We start from the raw sequence: 16,723 nt of genomic DNA, 5'->3' as shown, positions 1-16,723 counted from the left end.
CGGGGGGAGCGCACCGTGGGCGTGGTGGCGCCGCCGGCGCCGTCATCGTCCCTGCCGAGGCCGGGTCCGCGACGCCCCTCCGGGCCGCCGCCCTGCCCCACCCGCCCCCGGAGCCGTACCGCCGCCCGCCGAGAAGGAGCCCGGTCGTGTCGTTGCAAGACTACCTGTTCACCTCTGAATCCGTGTCCGAGGGACATCCGGACAAGGTTTGCGATCGCATCTCCGATGCCGTCGTCGACACCTTCCTCGCCGCCGATCCGATGGCCCGGGTGGCCTGCGAGACGCTGACGACCACCGATCTGGTGATCCTGGCCGGCGAGGTGCGCGGCCCGGCCGAGGTGGCGGAGAACCCCGACCGGCTGGAGGAGGAGGTCCGCGCGGCCATCCGCGATATCGGCTACGACCAGGAGGGCTTCCACTGGGAGCGGGCCAAGGTCCAGATCTATCTGCACAGCCAGTCCAGCGACATCGCCCAGGGTGTCGACGCCAGCGGCAACAAGGACGAGGGCGCGGGCGATCAGGGCATCATGTTCGGCTACGCCTGCGACGAGACCGACGAATTGATGCCGGCGCCGATCGCGTTCTCGCACCGCATCCTCCAGTCCCTGGCGGAGGCCCGCAAGCAGGGCCATGCCCCAATCCTGGGACCGGACTCCAAGAGCCAGGTGACCCTGCGCTACGTCGAGGGCCGGCCCGTGGGGGCGACCAGCGTCGTGGTCTCGACCCAGCACGTCAGCAGCGCCAGCCAGGACGAGGTGCGCGAGCTGGTGCGCCGACACGTCGAAAAGGTGCTGCCCGAGGGCTGGATGTGCCCGGACGACGAGTTCTACGTCAACCCGACCGGACGCTTCGTCATCGGCGGCCCGGTGGGCGACTGCGGCCTGACCGGGCGCAAGATCATCGTCGACACCTACGGCGGCGCGGCCCCGCACGGCGGCGGCGCCTTCTCCGGCAAGGACCCCACCAAGGTGGACCGCTCCGCCGCCTACGCTGCCCGCTATCTGGCCAAGAACGTCGTCGCCGCTGGCCTGGCGCGCAAGTGCACCATCCAGCTGTCCTATGCCATCGGCGTCTCCAAGCCGCTGTCGGTCTACGTCGACACCCACGGCACGGGCACGGTCAACGAGGCCGCGCTGTCGCTGGCGCTGCGTGAGGTCATGAACCTGTCGCCGCGCGGCATCCGCGAGCACCTGGGCCTGAGCCGGCCGATCTATGCCCGCACCGCCGCCTACGGCCACTTCGGCCGCACGCCGCTGGACGACGGCGGCTTCTCGTGGGAGCGGGTGGACCTGGTGGACGACCTGAAGACGGCCCTTGGTCTCTGATCCCGAGCATACGTCCCCCCCGGACGGCGTCCGCACCGAGGACGTCCGCTTCTACGGCCGGCGCAAGGGCAAGCCCCTGCGCGCCGGCCGGCAGGCGGCGATGGACCGGGTCCTGCCCGCGCTCGCCATCCCGGCACCGGCCGAGGGCGAGAGCCTTGATCCACGGACCCTGTTCCCCCGCCCCCCGCGCGCGGTGTGGCTGGAGATCGGCTTCGGCGGCGGCGAGCACCTGGCGGCCCAGGCGGCCGCCCACCCCGATGTCGGCTTTGTCGGCGGCGAGGTGTTCGAATACGGCGTCGCCAAGCTGGTCGCGGCGGTGGACGACGCCGGCCTGACCAACGTGCGGATCTGGCCGGACGACATGCGTCCCCTGCTGGCGCACCTGCCCGACGCCTGCCTTGAGCGCATTTTCGTGCTGTTCCCCGACCCCTGGCCGAAAAGCCGCCATGCCAAACGGCGGCTGATCGCGCCCCGCCGCCTGGACCTGTTCGCCCGCCTGCTGACGGACGGCGGCCTGCTGCGGGTGGCCAGCGACGATCCCGGCTATGTCCGCTGGACGCTGCGCCACGCCACCGCGCACCCGGCCTTCGAGTGGACCGCCCGGCGGCCCGCCGACTGGCGCGCGCCCCCGGCCGACCACGTACAGACCCGCTACGAGGCCAAGGCCCTGGCCGCCGGCCGCCCGCCGGCGTACCTGGATTTCCGGAGGCGTCCGCGGTCCGCGTAGGGCCGCACCCACTCTGTCCTGCCCGTGGTCCCACGCGGGAGCGTGGGACCGAGAAGGAGATCTCGCGCCCACGGTCCTCCGTGGGCGCCAGACTGGCGCGCGGTCCCACGCCGGAGCGTGGGACCGAGAAAGAGATCTCGCGCCCACGGTCCTCCGTGGGCGCCAGACTGGCGCGCGGTCCCACGCCGGAGGGTGGGACCGAGAAGGAGATCTCGCGCCCACGGTCCTCCGTGGGCGCCAGACTGGCGCGCGGTCCCACGCCGGAGCGTAGGACCGAGAAAGAGATCTCGCGCCCACGGTCCTCCGTGGGCGCCATGGTGCACGCCCTACGCCCGCGCCAGATACTCGGACCGGTAGCGCAGTGACCGGCGCACCGTGCCCCCCGCCGTGTCGCGCAGGTCCATCTCCAGCGTCGGATCCGCGCGCATGGCGTCGCGCGCCGCCAGGTGCAGCACCCCCACCGGCCGGTGCGGGATCTCGGCCTCGACGAAGGCGCCGCTGCGGGCGCACACACGCGGCACCTCCAGGTAGTTGCAGGCATGCGGCAGGATCGCCACCGGCAGGCCGTCCAGGTGCACCGCCATCACGATCGCCATCTGGTTCGAGCCCACGATGCGGCCCTTGTGCACCAGCCGCCGCATATGCCCCTGGATCACCGGCCAGTGCGGCGCGTCGGCGGCGAGGGCGAACACCCCGTTGTTGAACGGCCGCACCCGCGCCAGCCGGCGCACCGCCTCCGCTGGCAGGCGGGCGCGGCGGGCGTGCTTCATGCAGTAGGTGCGGGCCAGCACCCAGCCGCCCAGGAAGCCCCGGATGTCGAGCGGGATCGGGCTGGTCGGGCGGTCGTCGTAGCCCACCGCCAGGCCGGCCTCGGCCACCCCGGTCAGCAGCCAGTCGATGGCCGCCGGGTCGCACACCCAGGCGTCGGCGTCGATCCAGATGTAGACGTCGTAGCCGGGAAAGAAATCGCGGGTGTACAGCTTGGCGACCCGGGCCATGAGCCAGTCGCGGCCGGCAGCGCGGCGTTCGGCGGCGTCGATGCTCCAGGTGCCATCGGCGAAATTCTCCACCTGCGGCCGCAGGCTCTCCGCGACGGCCGGGCTCATGCCGGTGCCGATCAGCGACAGGTCGATGTGGTCGAGGACGCGGTGGGCGCGCACGGAGGCGATCAGCTCCGCGGCCAGCGGGGCGTAACGGTCGTCGGCCCCGGTGACGATGGTGATCCGGGGCGATGCAACGGCGGTGCGGTCGGACATGGCGACGGGCGAACCTCGGTGACGGCGGGGCGCGCCACCTTACCCGCGCCGGCGCCGCACCTCAAACGCCGCCACCGCATGGCTTGAAGCGGTAGCGGAAGGTGCAGCGGTCGGCGCCCTCGGCGATGGTCTGGGCGCGCTCCAGGGTGATGCGCGGATCGTAGGCGCTGGCGAAGGTGCCGTCGCGGTTGCACGACAGCACGTCGGCGATCTCTCCCAGGCCCAGCTCCCGGTACACCTCGACAAAGCGGCAGCGGGTGACGTCGAAATCCAGGTGGTCCGGGCCGGCGCTCAGCACCTCCGCCTCCAGGCCGCTCTCCAGGCCGCGGTCGCGGTAGGTGGCGTTGAAGAGCGCCGTGAACCGCTCCATCGAGGTCTCGCCGTCCGGCTCGGCGGCCGCCGCGCGGCGCGCCTCGGCCTCGGCCGAGCGGGTGATGGCCCGCCCCAGCAGGGCACGGGCGCGCGCGGGACCGATCTCGGCCACCAGTTCCTCGTAGATCGGCTTGATCACCTCGCCCTGGAGGCGGCGGCGCGCGATGTTCGGCAGGTCGGCCATACCGTCGGCTCCTTCAGGCTCGGTCTCAGAACCCCGTGACCAGCACCGTCGGCAGCCAGGTGGCCAGGGACGGAACCGCGATCAGGATGGCCAGAACCACGATCTGGCACAGGATGAAGGGCAGCACGCCGGCGTACATCTGCCGCGTCGTCATGCCCGGCGGCGCGATGCCCTTGAGGTAGAAGATCGACGGCGCCATCGGCGGCGTCAGGTACGAGGTCTGGAGCATCACGAAGGTCAGCATCGCGAACCAGATCGGATCCACCCCGTAGAGGTCGAGCAGCGGCACGAAGATGGGCAGGCAGATCAGCAGCACCGAGACCCACTCCAGAATGAACCCGGCCACGAACACGATCGCCAGCAGCAGCAGCACCAGCCCCAGGGCGTCGACCTGGATGGCGTCCACCAGCCCCCGCACCACGTCGTTGCCGCCCAGCCCCCGGAAGATCGAACTGAACATGGAGCCGGCCACCACGATCAGCAGGATCATGCTGGTCAGCCGCACCGTGGTCAGGAAGGCGTCGCGCAGCATGCGCCCGTTGAGGCGCCGATCCGCCGCCGCCAGCAGCAGCGCCCCGAGCGCGCCCACCGACGCCGCCTCGGTCGGGGTCGCGATCCCGAGCAGGATCGTGCCCAGCACCGCCACGATCAGCGCCGTCGCCGGCAGCAGCCCGACCAGGGTCAGCCACAGCTTGCGCCCCAGGGTCATGCCCTCGCCCTCGGTGTCGGCGTAGGGCACCGCCGGCGGCGCCAGGATACCGCGCACGATGATGTAGAGCATGAACAGCCCGACCATCAGGATCCCGGGCAGGATGGCGGCGGCGAACAGCTTGCCCACCGACAGGTTGGCGACCGACGCGTAGACGATCAGCACCAGCGACGGCGGGATCATGGTCCCCAGCGAGCCGCCGGCGCAGACCGTGCCGGCGATCAGGTCGTTGCGGTAGCCCAGCCGCTGCATGGCCGGGATCGCCATCAGGCCGATCATGACCTCGACCGCGCCGACGATGCCGGTGGTGGCCGCGATCATGGTCGCCATCGCCATGGTCGTCAGGGCCAGCCCGTTGGGCAGCCGCCCGACCCAGATCTGCACCACCCGGAACAGGCGCTCGGCGATGCCGGAGCGTTCCAGCACGCAGCCCATGAGAATGAACGGCGGCACCGCGGTCAGCAGGAACTGGGAGGCGGTGGTCTGGATGATGTTGAAGAGCTGGATGCCCACCCGGTAGTCGTACAGCACCCAGCCGAACAGGAACCCGACCGCGATCAGCGAGAACGAGACCTGGAGGCCCAGAAGCAGCAGGGCGATGACCGCCGGAAACATCAGGACGGCGAGGGTCTCGGTCTCCACGGGGCGCGGCCTCCTGTCGGCGGAGTTGGGACGGACCGGGGCTCAGGACGCCGCGGCCGGGTCGTCGTCCGACCCCGGCACGCCGGCCAGACGCAGCAGGTGACGGATGCCCTCGGCCACCGCCTGCACCAGCAGGCCCAGCATGCCCACCGCCAGCCCGGTCAGGAACGGCCAGATCAGCGGCTCCCAGGCGCTGGCGGTCTCCAGCGACCCGCGCGACCAGGCCCGCCACGCCTTGGTCACGGCGTAGTACGTGCCGAACCCCAGCACCGGCGTGAACACCGCCAGCAGGAACAGCGCCTGCACGCCGTGGCGCAGCGCGCGCGGCAGCATCTGCCACAGCACGTCGATGCGCACGTGGGCGTCGCGCCGCAGGGTGTAGGCCGCCGCCAGCATGAACACGCTGCCGTTGAGCATGTAGCTGACGTCGTTCGACCAGATGGTGGGCGCGTTGAAGAAGTGGCGCGCCACCACCTCGTACAGGGTGGCGCCGATCATGACCCCCAGCAGCACGACGGCCAGCGCGGCCATGGCGTCGGACAGGCGGTCGACGCCCCTCAGAACGGTGTGGAGACGATGCAGCACGGGCCTCTCGCGCCGGGACGGGTCGGACCACGACGGCACGGCGGCAGCGGGCCGGCCCCCAGGGACCCGGCCCGGCCGCCGCCGCCGCCCTACTTGCGATAATCCATGACGAGATACTTGGCGTTATCCCGCCAGTAGTCCTGGAACCCGAACACGGACTCGGCCAGCCGCATCGGCAGGTCGTCGCCCTCGGCCTGGGCCTGCTCGGCCAGGCGCATCGCCCAGGCGCGCGCCTTCTCCTGGGCATCGGCGATGAAGGCGTCGTCGAGGCGGACGAACGCATTGCCGCCGTCCTGCAACTCTTCCAGGGCCTTCAGGTCGCGGGTGATCATGGCCTGCAGGCTGCGGTGGGTGGTCAGCTCGGCCGCCAGTTCCATACGGCGCTGAATGTCCTCCGGCAGGCTCTCCCAGGTCTCGGTCAGCATCACCGTCTCGAAGGCCCAGGCCGGAGCCTGGATCCCGGGGTAGATGATGTACTTGGCGACCTCGTGGAAGCCGATCTTCTGGTTCTCAGACGGAATCGAGTATTCCGCCATGTCGATGCCGCCCTTCTCCAGCATACCGTAGATCTCGGAGCCGGCGACGACGGTCGGCGACACGCCGTAGTTCTCTTCCACGATGGCGGCCCAGTTGCCGAGGGTTCGGAACTTCTTGCCCTCCAGGTCATCCGCCCCGGTGATCGGCTCGTTGGCGTGCGCGAAGAACTCCGACGGCCCCAGCGAGGTGACCAGGGCATGCATGCCCATCGTCTCGCGTCGGTGTTCCTGCCACAGCTCCAGGCCGCCGGCCTGGTACAGCCACGGCAGGTAGCTGTCGACCCCGAGGCCGGTCGGGAACGACGCCACCATGGCGTTCACCAGGTCCGAGGTCCCGAGGAAGATCGGCGTCGTCTGGGCCATGTCGATCAGGCCGTCCTGCACCGCGTCGTGCAGCTTGAGGACGCTGCCGACGGTGCCGGCGGGCAGGATTTCGATCTCGACCCGGCCGTCGGTCAGCTCCGCGACCAGATCGGCGAACGGCTTCGCCATGTCTTCGTAGTAGATGCTGTTCTCGCTGGAGATGATCGCCATGCGCAGGTCGATCTCCGCCGCCTGCGCCGCGCCGCCCCAGGCGGCCGCCGCCATCGCGCCGGTCAGCGCCGCACCCGCCACCACAGTCCGCATCATCGGTCCCTCCATGGTCTGCCTCCCTGTTCCGGCCGAAAGCGTAACGCCGGGCGGCCCGCTCTCAAAGGCTGTTTTTTGGACCCGGTGCGCCCCGCCCCCGGGGGCACACCGGATGGTCCCGGACCGTCACGGCACGCCGCCGTCCGGATCGGTGGGCGGCGCCACGCTCGCGCCCGCCGCCCGCGTGCCGCCGCGCGCCCCCGTGATCGCGCCCAGCAGGGCGTGGCTGGCGGTCTCGATGTCCTTCTGCATGGCGACCGCCAGGTGCTCGCCGTCGCCGGCCTGCATGGCCGCGATGATCTCGGCATGGTTCTGAATGCCGCGATCGGTGCGCCCGTAGTCCGGGTACAGCACGTTGAGATAGGAGCCGGTCTTGAGCCAGCAGGTCTCGATCATGCGGGTCAGGTTGGGCATCCGGGCCTGGCGGTAGATCTCGAAGTGGAAGCGCCAGTTGAGATGGATGACAGCGCGGTAGTCCTGTTGCGCGTCCGCCTCCACCAGCCGGTCGTTGATCTCGGTGATGCGCGCCACCGTCTCGGCATCGAGGAAGGGCGCCGCCTCGCGCGCCGCGGCGCTCTCCAGCGCGGTGCGGATCACCAGCAGCTCGCGCACCCGATCCTCGTCCAGGTCGGGGACGTACACGGTGCCGTTCGGCCCCATGTCCAGCGCACCCTCGGACACCAGGCTGTACAGGGCCTCGCGCGCCGGCGTGAGGCTGATGTCCAGCGACCGGGCCACGGAGCGGATGGTCAGCTTGGATCCGGGATCGAAGCGCCCGGCCATGATGGCGGCGCGCAACTGGTCACGCGCCCGATCCGCCAGGGTGCCCGGCCGATTGACGGGATCCAGTTGGCCCAGCGCGCCGTTCACGGCTGCCCTCCCGTCGTGGCGCGCGGGAGGGGATGTCGGGAGTCGTCTCGCACTGTCATCGCTCCGGCCGTTCGACTGTGTCGGATCGTATGTGTTGGAGTCGGGGGCGAACACGACCTGAGCGTGCCGGGCGGTCGCCGCCGCTTGCGGTGGCCCCGCACGGTGGCTGCGGGCGACATCAGTCGTCCGACTCCGCCCCGGGTTCTCCGCGCAGGCGCCGGGTGATCTCGTTCGCCTCCCACCAGGGAATACGAAGGTCCAGCCAGGACGCCATGCGCCCGCAGTACAGGGTCAGGTCCGCCAGTACCTCCGAGACTGGCGCCGCCATCCCGTCCGACGCCCCCTCCGACGCCCCCTCCGACGCCCCCTCCGACGCCCCCTCCGACGCCGCGAGGGCGGACACGCCAGCCTCCAGGATTGTACCCGCCTCGGTCAGATGGCAATAGCCGACCACACGGTCCAGCGTCAGCGACAGGAGTTCGCGCGCCAGTGTCGCACGGACGCGATCGTCATGGCCCGCTTCATTGCGCCACAGCCGCCAGAGGATCTCCTGGGTGCGGCGGAACTCCCCTTCGGCCGTCATCAGCGGACCGAAGGGGATGTTCAGGCCGTCCCGCTTCAGGAACGCCCGCAACTCGTCGGGTTCGGCCGCCCAGGCGGCGCGGCGGCCGGCCCGCAGCCGCGCCAGCGGGGTATCCGACGGCACGGGGCCGGAAGCGGGCGCCGGGGCCCCGTCCGCCCCGGCCGGGACCAGCCGGGCGGTGAACACCCGCGCGCCATGCGCGCGCCGCTGCCGTTCGGCGAAGGCCCGCAGCCAGCCGAGATCACCGGCGAATCGGCCCAGAACGGTGACCGCCGCCGTCTCCGCCTGGAGGGCGTCATAGGTCAGTTCCATGTACTGGCGGTCTGGATAGTACAGAAACGCCCCCCGCGGCAGGGTGTGGATATCGGCCCCCGCCTCCAGGGTCTCCAGGATCGGGCACGGCCAGTAGATGTGGCAGCCCGCGATCTTGGCGCAGTGGATCGTCACCTCGGCAGGCAGCCAGGCATCGAGTGCGGCCCGCGTGCGCGGCGCGTGCGCGGTCTCCAGCATGATCGGATGCTCGGTGCCCTCGCACCGGAACAGCAGCGTATCGGGGGCGGAGGCGGGGGCGGCCATCGGCTCAGCGCCCGCGCGTCTGGATGAAGCCGTTGGCGAGCCAGCCGCCATCGACGGGCAGCACCGTGCCCGTGACCATCCCGGCCTCCCCGCTGGCGAGGAAGGCGCAGGCCGCCGCCACCTCCTCGGCCGTGGCCAGGCGGCCGAGCGGCGTCCGTCCCGCCACCCCGGCCTCGTCGTAGACGCCACGGTCGATCAGGTCCTGCACCATGGGCGTGCGAACGCCGGTGGGCGCGACCACGTTGACGCGAACCCCGCGCGGCCCCAGCTCCACGGCCAGCGCCTGGGCCAGCATGTGCACGGCGCCCTTGGAGGCACAGTAGGGCGAGCGGTCCGGCGCCCCGTCGGCCCCATAGACCGACCCCAGCATGACCACCCAGCCGCCCCCGGCCGGCATCGCCGGCAGCGCCGCGCGCACCGTCAGCCAGGTGCCGGTGACGTTGGTGTCCAGGACGGCGCGGAACTGCGCCGGCGTGAGGGAGTCGATCGGCGCCACCTGGGTGATGCCGGCCGCGGTCACCACGCCGTCCACGCCGCCGAACGCCGCGGTCATCTGCGCCACGGCGGCGTCGAGGTCGGCGGCATCGGTCACGTCGCCGGTGACGGCCAGCGCATCGGGCGCGCCCAGGGACTCCCGCGCGGCCTCCATCCCGCTGCGCCCGAACAGGCACAGCCGCGCCCCGGCGTCCCGGAACCGCGCCGCGATGGCGAAGCCGAGGCCCCGGCGGGCGCCCGTCACGAGGATTCGTTGACCGCTCAGATCCGACACTCACGCCTCCTGCGTCGACAGCAGCGACCCGTCCGGGGTCGCCGACGTCACGGTTGAGACGCCATCATCGGTACAGGTGATGAGATCTTCAAGCACGCGAAGCACCGTCTCGGGCGCTTCCAGGTGCGGCAGATGGCCGACCGCCGGCAACAGGTGCAGCCCGGCGTGTCCCGGCGCGGCCAGGGCATGCCGCCACGGCACCACGGCGTCGGCCCGGCCCCAGATCATGCGCAGCGACACCCGCACCCGGCGCAGCAACGGGGTCACGTTGACGGCCTGGGTGCCGTCCGGGAACAGCATCGCGGCCAGCGCCCCCTGGGCCAGGCGCAGCGCGGGGTCGGCGCGGGCCGCCATGGCCGCGCGGGCGTAGGCATCCCCGACCCGGGCCGGATCGACGACCAGATGCCGCAGCCACGGCTCCAGACTCTCGACCCGGGAGGCCCGGCACAGGCCCTCGATGATGCCGCCGTCGATCTCGCTGCCCAGCCCCACCGGCGCGATCAGGCTCAGCGACCGCACCGCCTGCGGCCGCTGGTCGGCGAGCGCGAGCGCCACCGCCCCGCCCAGGGAGTGGCCGACCACGTGCAGGGGGCCGGTGTCCCAGCCCGCAACGGTGGCGATGACGTCACCGGCGAAGTCGCGGAAGCAGCGGTAGCGGCGCCGCGGCGACCGGCCATGGCACGGCAGATCGAGACGCAGGACGGGATGCCGACGGGCCAGCTCCCGCTCCAGCGCATGCCAGACCGTGCTGTCGCCCGCGAACCCGTGCAGCAGCAAGACGGGGGTGCCGTTGGCCGGGCCGCTGCGGCGCACGGCGAGCGGGCGGTCACCCTCTGGCGAGCCGGCCACAGCCGGCAGCCCCGCCTCGCCGGCCGGGGCCCCGGCCCGCAGGATGGCCATGACATCGCGCCGCTTGATGCGCCCCCCCGGACCGGTGCCGGCGACGACCCGAAGGTCGACCCGGGTTTCGGCCGCCATGCGGCGCGCGGCCGGGCTGGCGACGAGGCGCGCGCCGTCCCCGGCCTCTGGCACGCGGCGGTCGGCCGGCCCCGGGTCCGACTCGGCGCCCGCATCGGCGCCCGCATCGGCGTTGATCTCTGGCGCGGGGACCGGCGTGGGGGGCTCGGGGGTCGGCTGGTCGCCGGCAGCATCGGCGGCATCGGCAGCATCGGCGCCGATCAGGCCCAGGCGGGCGCCGACCGGAACCTCGGTTCCCACCGGCGCCAGGATCGGCCCCATCACGCCGTCACAGGGGGCCTCGACCTCGGTGGCGGCCTTGGCGGTCTCGACCACGGCGACGACGTCGCCCTGGCGCACGGCATCGCCCGGCCCGACCCGCCACTCGACCACCAGGACGTGGTCCATGTACTCGCCGCCGACCGCGCCCGTGGTGATTGCCGTGACCATGGTCCCCTCCCCGTCTCAGGCGAGCGCGCGCAGCGCCGCGTGGACGATCCGCGCCGCGTTGGGGATCACCGCGTCCTCCAGCGGCTGCGCATACGGTATCGGCATGTCGCGCGTCGCGACGCGCTCGACCGGCGCGTCCAGATCGTCGAACGCATGATCCATGATGGTCGCCGACAGCTCGGCGGCATAGCCGCAGAAGCCCCAGTCCTCGTTGATGACGACGGCGTGATGCGTCTTCGCCACCGAGGCCGTGATCGCCGCGACGTCCAGCGGCCGCAGCGTGCGCAGGTCGATGACTTCGGCCTCGATGCCGGACTCGGCCAGCCGGTCGGCGGCGGCTTCCGCCTCCAGCACCATGCGCGACGTGGCGATCAGCGAGACATCGCGCCCGGGCCGCGCCACCCGGGCGCGGCCGATCTCGACCGGCGCGCCGCCGTCCGGGACCTCGCCGCGCGTGTTGTAGAGCAGCTTGTGTTCCAGCACGACCACCGGCGCCGGGTCCTGGATCGCGGCCAGCAACAGGCCTCTCGCGTCGGCCGGGGTCACGGGCGCCACCACCTTCAGGCCGGGGATGTGGGCGACGAACGAGTCCAGCGACTTGGCATGCTGCGCGCCGGTGCCGAGGCCGCCGCCGCCCTGGGTGCGCAGCACGAACGGCAACTCGACCTGATCACCCCACAGGTAGCCATAGACCGACGCCTGATTGACCAGCGCATCCAGGGTCAGCGGCATGAAGTCGGCATACATGATCTCCAGCACCGGCCGGGTGCCCGTCATGGCCGCCGTGACCGCCATGGCGGTCAGGGTCTGCTCGCTGATGGGCGTGTCGCGAACCCGGTCGCCGAACGCATCGCGCAGGCCCTTCGTCACCTTGAAAACGCCGCCGTATTGGGCGATGTCCTCACCCAAGACGAACACGCGAGGGTCTTCGGACAGAGCTTGATACAATGCGGCATTGAGGGCTTCGGCATACCTTATCACGGGCATGTCACGCCGCTCCCAATGCCGCTCCCCGGGCCGCTCCCCGGACCGGTCCCGGGGTCGCGTAGGGCGCGCTGGCGGGATGCGGGGCGAAGCGCGGCGGCGGATCGGCGAGCGCTGCGGCGAACGCGGCCGCGACGATCTCCGCGGCCTCCGCCTCGACCGCCTCGACCCGGTCCGCCCCCACGCTCTCGACCAGCGCCGCGCGCGACACCGTCAAGGGATCGCGCGCCCGCCAGCGGGCCAGGTCGGCCTCCGACTGGTAGCCGCCCACGTCGGAGGTGGAGAATCCTTCCATGCGGTAGGTGCGGGCCTCGATCAGGCTCGGCCCCTCGCCCCGGCGCGCCCGCTGCACGGCGGCGGCGACCGCCTGATGGACCGCGACCACGTCGTTGCCGTCGATCTGGACGCCCGGCATGTCGTAGCCGGCCGCGCGCACGTGCAGGTCACGGACCGCCGACTGCGCGGTGTAGGGCACCGTCAGGCCGTACTCGTTGTTCTCCAGCAGGAACACCACGGGCAGCCGCCACAGCGCGGCCAGGTTCATGGATTCGTGACAGATGCCGGTCTGCGCCGCCCCGTCGCCGAACACCGCCACCGCCACCCGGTCCTGGCGTCGGAGCTGCACCGACAGCGCCATGCCGGCCGCCGCCGGGATCGAGGCGCCGACGATGGCGTTGCCGCCCAGCATGCCGTGAGCCGCCGAGCCCAGCAGCATGTGGCCGGCGCGGCCGCCGTTGTAGCCGGTCTCGCGGCCCAGGATCTCGGCCACGACCTTACGCGGGTCGAGGCCCTTGCCGATGTAGACGGCATGGCCTCGGTGGGTGGTGGTGACGTAGTCGTCGGCCGTCAGGACCGCCGTGGCCCCGACCCCGACGGCCTCCTGGCCGTCGCAGCGATGGATCGGGCCACGGGTGCGTCCGGCCTTGTGCAGGGCGCCCAGTTCCTGTTCGATCCCGCGCGTGATCGCCATGCGGCGATGCATCGTGAGATGGTCGTCTATCGACGGCCGGTTGGCGAGCGGGGTGAGGTCGGCGCTCATCCGGGGCTCCTCCGCCAGATGCGTGATGTGTTATAACACATAGCATCCTTGGCGTGCAGGCGACCACCCCAATCCGTATACGGGATTCGATTTTCCGGGATGGCGCGCCGAAAAGTCCGACCTATGTTTGTGTTCTTCGGACGTTGCATCTCCGGATCGGTGTCGGCTCGGGGATAGCCGCGGGTCGCCGCCGCCCCGCGGATCCGCGCCCATCGTCACCCGACACCTCGCCCATGTCCCACCCAGCGGGTCTGCGACCCTGCTCACGGCCCCGCCATGGCGGCCCGCACCAGCGCCAAGAAGCGGCCGCGGTGGCCGTTGGGATCGTCGCCCACGGCGCCGGCCGCCAGTTCCAGGACATCGCCCAGTCCGGTCTCGCCCACCGCCGAGTCGCCCCGCAGGATCTGGGCAAATCCGGCCACCGCGACGGCGAAGCGGGCGTCGTCGTCCTGCTGCGCCAGCGGCGCCCGGTCGGCCTCGGTCACCGGCCGTTCCATCAGCCGCGAGGCGGTCGCCCCCGGCGGCTTCCAGCGGATGCGCAGGTGCGCGATCTCGGCGTCGCGCCCACCGGCCGGCGCCACCGCCGCGGCGTCGCCGTAGCGCCGCGCGGGCAGGCGCAGCCCGGCCGAACCCGGCGCGGCCAGTTCATAGAGCACCGTGACGCTGTGACCGTCGCCGATCTCGCCGGCGTCCACGGCGTTGTTGGCGAAGTCCTCCTCGCGCAGCAGCCGGGTCTCGTAGCCCACCAGGCGGTACTCGGCGACGCGGGCCGGGTTGAACTCGATCTGGAACTTGACGTCGTCGGCGATGGGCTGGAGCTGCGCGGCCAGCTTCTCCACCAGCACGCGGCGCCCCTCGGCCAGCGAGTCCAGATAGGCCGCCATGCCGTTGCCCGCCTGCGCCAGCCGCTGCATGGTGCGGTCGTTGTAGTTGCCGCGCCCGACGCCCAGGATGCTGAGATAGATCCCGGTCTCGCGCTTGGCCGCGACGGTATCCTCCAGGCGGCCGTCGTCGACGATCCCCAAATTGAAGTCGCCGTCGGTGGCCAGAATGATTCGGTTGATGCCGCCCTTGCGGAAGCTCTCCTCGGCCAGCGCATAGGCCGTGGCGATGCCCTTCGCGCCCGCCGTGCCACCGCCCGACGCGAGACGACCAAGGGCCGTGCAGATGGTGTCGCGCGCGTCCGCCGGGGTCGGCTCCAGAACCACGCGGTCGGCGCCGGCATAGGTCACCAGCGAGACCGTGTCGCGGGCGCCGAGCTGGTCCACCAGCAGCGCCATCGACCGCTTCACCAGGCCCAGGCGATCAGGGCCATGCATGGAGCCGGACACATCGGCCAGCAGCACGATGTTGGCCGGCGGCCGTGCGCTGCGCTCCGGCGACCAGCCGCGGATGCCGATCACCAGCAGGTCGCGCCCCGCCCCCCAGGGCGATGGCATCAGGGTCACCGATGGCGCGAACGGCTGGTCCGCCGACATCGGCTTGGGGTAGTCGTAGTCGAACGAGTTCACCATCTCCTCGACCCGCACCGCATCGCTGGGCGGGCGGTCGCCGTCGCGCAGGAAGCGGCGCACCACCCCCATGGACGCGGTGTCCACGTCGGCGGCGAAGGTGGAGACCGGCTGGTCGGTCACGCGGACGACGCCGTTGACGGCGGCCTCCGGGAAGCGGTCGCGCTCCACCCGCGGCGGCGGCCCCCCAACCGGGGCCGGGGCCGGTGGCGGCGTCGGAGCGGTGGCGGCCTGCGGCCGGGCCTCGGCGAGCGGCTGAGCGGCCGGCGCCCGGGTGGTGAGCCGCGCCGCGTCGCGGGTCATTCCGTGGACGGCCCCGCCGCCCCCGACGCCGGGCACCGCCGGCAGGGTCCGCGTCAAGCCGGTCTCGGTCTCCAGGTCGCGCTCCAGACGCTCGACGATTGCCAGGCAGCTCTCCGGCTCCGCCGCCCGGGCCGCCGGCACGGATGCCGCGCCCAGACCTCCCAGCAGCGCCAGGGCGATCATCGCCGCGCCGCCGATCCCCGTCCTCAAAGGCGTCTCAAGGTGCATGATGCGTCCTCCCCGCGAAACGGCGCCGGCATCCGCCCCCCGGACCGGCCGCCGCGATCTGGCCTCAGGACACGCGCCGAAGGCGTCGACATCATGGCGGGGCCGGTGCGAAACCGGGGCATGGACGCCGGCCGCGCGGCGCCCGGCCCCGGCACGACCGGGACGACGGTTCCGCCAGCCCCACGAATGCAGTACACCTCGGCCGAGCCGCCGCAGTCAGGGAGGCCCGTCGCCCATGTACAGCCGCACCACCCGCGCCATCCGCATCACCGTCCGGCCCATCTTCCTGGAGGACCAGTCCGATCCGGACGAGGGGCATTTCGTCTGGGCCTATCAGGTGACCATCGACAACGAGGGCGGCGAGACGGTGCAACTCCTGCGCCGACGCTGGGTCATCACCGACGCCAACGGCTTCGTGCAGGAGGTCGAGGGGCCGGGCGTGGTCGGCGTCCAGCCGGTGCTGGAGCCGGGGGAGGCCTTCGAGTACACCAGCGGCTGCCCGCTGGCGACGCCCTCCGGGTTCATGGAGGGCACCTACGCCATGCGCCAGACCGAGACCGGGGAGGTCTTCGACGTGACCGTGCCGACCTTCTCCCTCGACAGCCCGCACGGCGGCCACAGCATCCATTGAGCCCCCGGCCGCGCCCCCGGCCCCGTCCGGGACCGCGGCAACGCGCGCGCCGCCTTCAACAAGAGCTGGAATTGCGTCTCATAGACCCCTAATCACATTGACATTCTTCTTCGTGCGGCCGTACAGTGCGGACAGATGTGTCAAGGAAGGATAAGGCCCGTGCGCACGCCGCTTTCCGCGCTCCTCGCCGCCGTGGCGATCTCCGGGCTGGCCGGCTGCACGGACGTGCCGATCCGCACGGCGCATCCGATGCAGGCCCAGCCGGAGCTGTTGTCCAACACGCACTGGCGCTCGATGGCGACCGACACCGGCTTCAAGCTGGCCCAGCACCTGCGCGAGGAGATTCCGGACGACGCCCGGTTCTACGTCCAGGGCCACGCCAGCTACACCGACTTCGACCGCATCTTCCGCAACGGTCTGGCCGAAGAACTGCGCCGCCACGACTATGCCGTGGTGCCCACCAAGGCACAGGCCACGCACCAGATCGCCTACGGCACCCGGGTCAGCGACCACGACATCGCCGACGAGCGCCCGTTCGGCAAGGTAACACTGCTGACGTCGGGCCTGTGGGGGTTGTCCGAACTGGCCCAACTCGCCCCGCCGGCCGCCACCGCGGTGGCCAGCGCCACGTTCCTCGACCTGGCCACCGACCGTGCCGACGAGGGCGGCCTGTCCGAGATCACCGTGGCCGTCACCATCCTGGGGCCCGAGGGCGCCGAGATCACGCGCGAGACCACCTATTACGTCGCCCGGCGCAACATCCAGCACTACCCCGAACTGGCCATGCCGCCGCTGTACGCGGCCCAGGGCCGGTCCCTGCCGGAGCCGCCGGTGGCGCGCTTCGCCGTCGAATAAC

General features: G+C 72.0%; 16 protein-coding genes. 4 read left to right on the top strand and 12 right to left on the bottom strand.

Features of this window, described 5'->3' with window-relative positions:
- The first annotated feature begins 146 nt into the window (after nt 1–146).
- Nucleotides 147–1,325, top strand: a complete 1,179-nt coding sequence (metK, locus tag GGD88_RS01855) for a methionine adenosyltransferase (protein ID WP_184431140.1) — start codon at nt 147–149, stop codon at nt 1,323–1,325.
- Nucleotides 1,315–2,052: a tRNA (guanosine(46)-N7)-methyltransferase TrmB gene (gene trmB / locus GGD88_RS01850; protein WP_184431139.1), complete on the top strand. Its 738-nt coding sequence runs from the start codon at nt 1,315–1,317 to the stop codon at nt 2,050–2,052. Before metK ends, trmB begins: the two co-directional genes overlap by 11 nt.
- A gap of 326 nt (nt 2,053–2,378) precedes the next feature.
- Here the strand turns inward: trmB and GGD88_RS01845 are convergent, their stop codons facing one another.
- The 12 genes from GGD88_RS01845 to GGD88_RS01790 all read right to left on the bottom strand — a co-directional run bounded on the left by GGD88_RS01845 (nt 2,379) and on the right by GGD88_RS01790 (nt 15,236).
- Nucleotides 2,379–3,308 (bottom strand): hypothetical protein, encoded by a 930-nt coding sequence (locus GGD88_RS01845; RefSeq protein WP_184431138.1) that lies wholly within the window; start codon nt 3,306–3,308, stop codon nt 2,379–2,381.
- Nucleotides 3,309–3,369: 61 nt separating this feature from the next.
- Nucleotides 3,370–3,864, bottom strand: a complete 495-nt coding sequence (locus GGD88_RS01840) for an L-2-amino-thiazoline-4-carboxylic acid hydrolase (RefSeq protein ID WP_184431137.1) — start codon at nt 3,862–3,864, stop codon at nt 3,370–3,372.
- Nucleotides 3,865–3,889: 25 nt separating this feature from the next.
- The gene (locus GGD88_RS01835) at nt 3,890–5,215 is read right to left on the bottom strand and encodes a TRAP transporter large permease (protein ID WP_343056190.1); all 1,326 of its coding nucleotides are present in this window, start codon (nt 5,213–5,215) and stop codon (nt 3,890–3,892) included.
- Nucleotides 5,216–5,257: 42 nt separating this feature from the next.
- On the bottom strand, nt 5,258–5,800 hold the full coding sequence (locus GGD88_RS01830; protein ID WP_184431136.1) for a TRAP transporter small permease subunit: 543 nt from the start codon (nt 5,798–5,800) through the stop codon (nt 5,258–5,260).
- An 89-nt stretch (nt 5,801–5,889) separates the two neighbouring features.
- Entirely contained in the window at nt 5,890–6,966 is a 1,077-nt protein-coding gene (gene dctP / locus GGD88_RS01825) for a TRAP transporter substrate-binding protein DctP (RefSeq protein WP_184431135.1), read from the bottom strand.
- Nucleotides 6,967–7,092: 126 nt separating this feature from the next.
- Entirely contained in the window at nt 7,093–7,836 is a 744-nt protein-coding gene (locus GGD88_RS01820) for an FCD domain-containing protein (RefSeq protein ID WP_184431134.1), read from the bottom strand.
- 178 nt (nt 7,837–8,014) lie between these two features.
- The gene (locus GGD88_RS01815) at nt 8,015–8,995 is read right to left on the bottom strand and encodes a hypothetical protein (RefSeq protein ID WP_184431133.1); all 981 of its coding nucleotides are present in this window, start codon (nt 8,993–8,995) and stop codon (nt 8,015–8,017) included.
- 4 nt (nt 8,996–8,999) lie between these two features.
- Nucleotides 9,000–9,764: an SDR family oxidoreductase gene (locus GGD88_RS01810; RefSeq protein ID WP_184431132.1), complete on the bottom strand. Its 765-nt coding sequence runs from the start codon at nt 9,762–9,764 to the stop codon at nt 9,000–9,002.
- Entirely contained in the window at nt 9,765–11,171 is a 1,407-nt protein-coding gene (locus GGD88_RS01805; protein ID WP_184431131.1) for an acetoin dehydrogenase dihydrolipoyllysine-residue acetyltransferase subunit, read from the bottom strand. It lies immediately after the preceding gene.
- A 15-nt stretch (nt 11,172–11,186) separates the two neighbouring features.
- A complete protein-coding gene (locus tag GGD88_RS01800; RefSeq protein WP_184431130.1) occupies nt 11,187–12,158 on the bottom strand; it encodes an alpha-ketoacid dehydrogenase subunit beta in 972 nt (323 codons plus the stop codon).
- Between the two features lies 1 nt (nt 12,159).
- The gene (locus GGD88_RS01795) at nt 12,160–13,194 is read right to left on the bottom strand and encodes a thiamine pyrophosphate-dependent dehydrogenase E1 component subunit alpha (protein WP_184431129.1); all 1,035 of its coding nucleotides are present in this window, start codon (nt 13,192–13,194) and stop codon (nt 12,160–12,162) included.
- A gap of 263 nt (nt 13,195–13,457) precedes the next feature.
- Nucleotides 13,458–15,236, bottom strand: a complete 1,779-nt coding sequence (locus GGD88_RS01790) for a vWA domain-containing protein (RefSeq protein WP_221236948.1) — start codon at nt 15,234–15,236, stop codon at nt 13,458–13,460.
- Nucleotides 15,237–15,471: 235 nt separating this feature from the next.
- Between GGD88_RS01790 and apaG the strand changes: the two genes are divergently transcribed.
- Both apaG and GGD88_RS01780 read left to right on the top strand, forming a co-directional pair.
- Nucleotides 15,472–15,867, top strand: a complete 396-nt coding sequence (apaG, locus tag GGD88_RS01785; RefSeq protein ID WP_184431128.1) for a Co2+/Mg2+ efflux protein ApaG — start codon at nt 15,472–15,474, stop codon at nt 15,865–15,867.
- Nucleotides 15,868–16,026: 159 nt separating this feature from the next.
- Entirely contained in the window at nt 16,027–16,722 is a 696-nt protein-coding gene (locus tag GGD88_RS01780) for a hypothetical protein (RefSeq protein WP_184431127.1), read from the top strand.
- The last annotated feature ends 1 nt before the right edge of the window (nt 16,723 follow it).

The organism is Roseospira goensis, assembly GCF_014197795.1.
Classification (GTDB): domain Bacteria; phylum Pseudomonadota; class Alphaproteobacteria; order Rhodospirillales; family Rhodospirillaceae; genus Rhodospira; species Rhodospira goensis.
The sequence above is the reverse complement of the archived record's forward strand: the minus strand, read 5'-3'. Positions and strand labels throughout refer to the sequence as shown.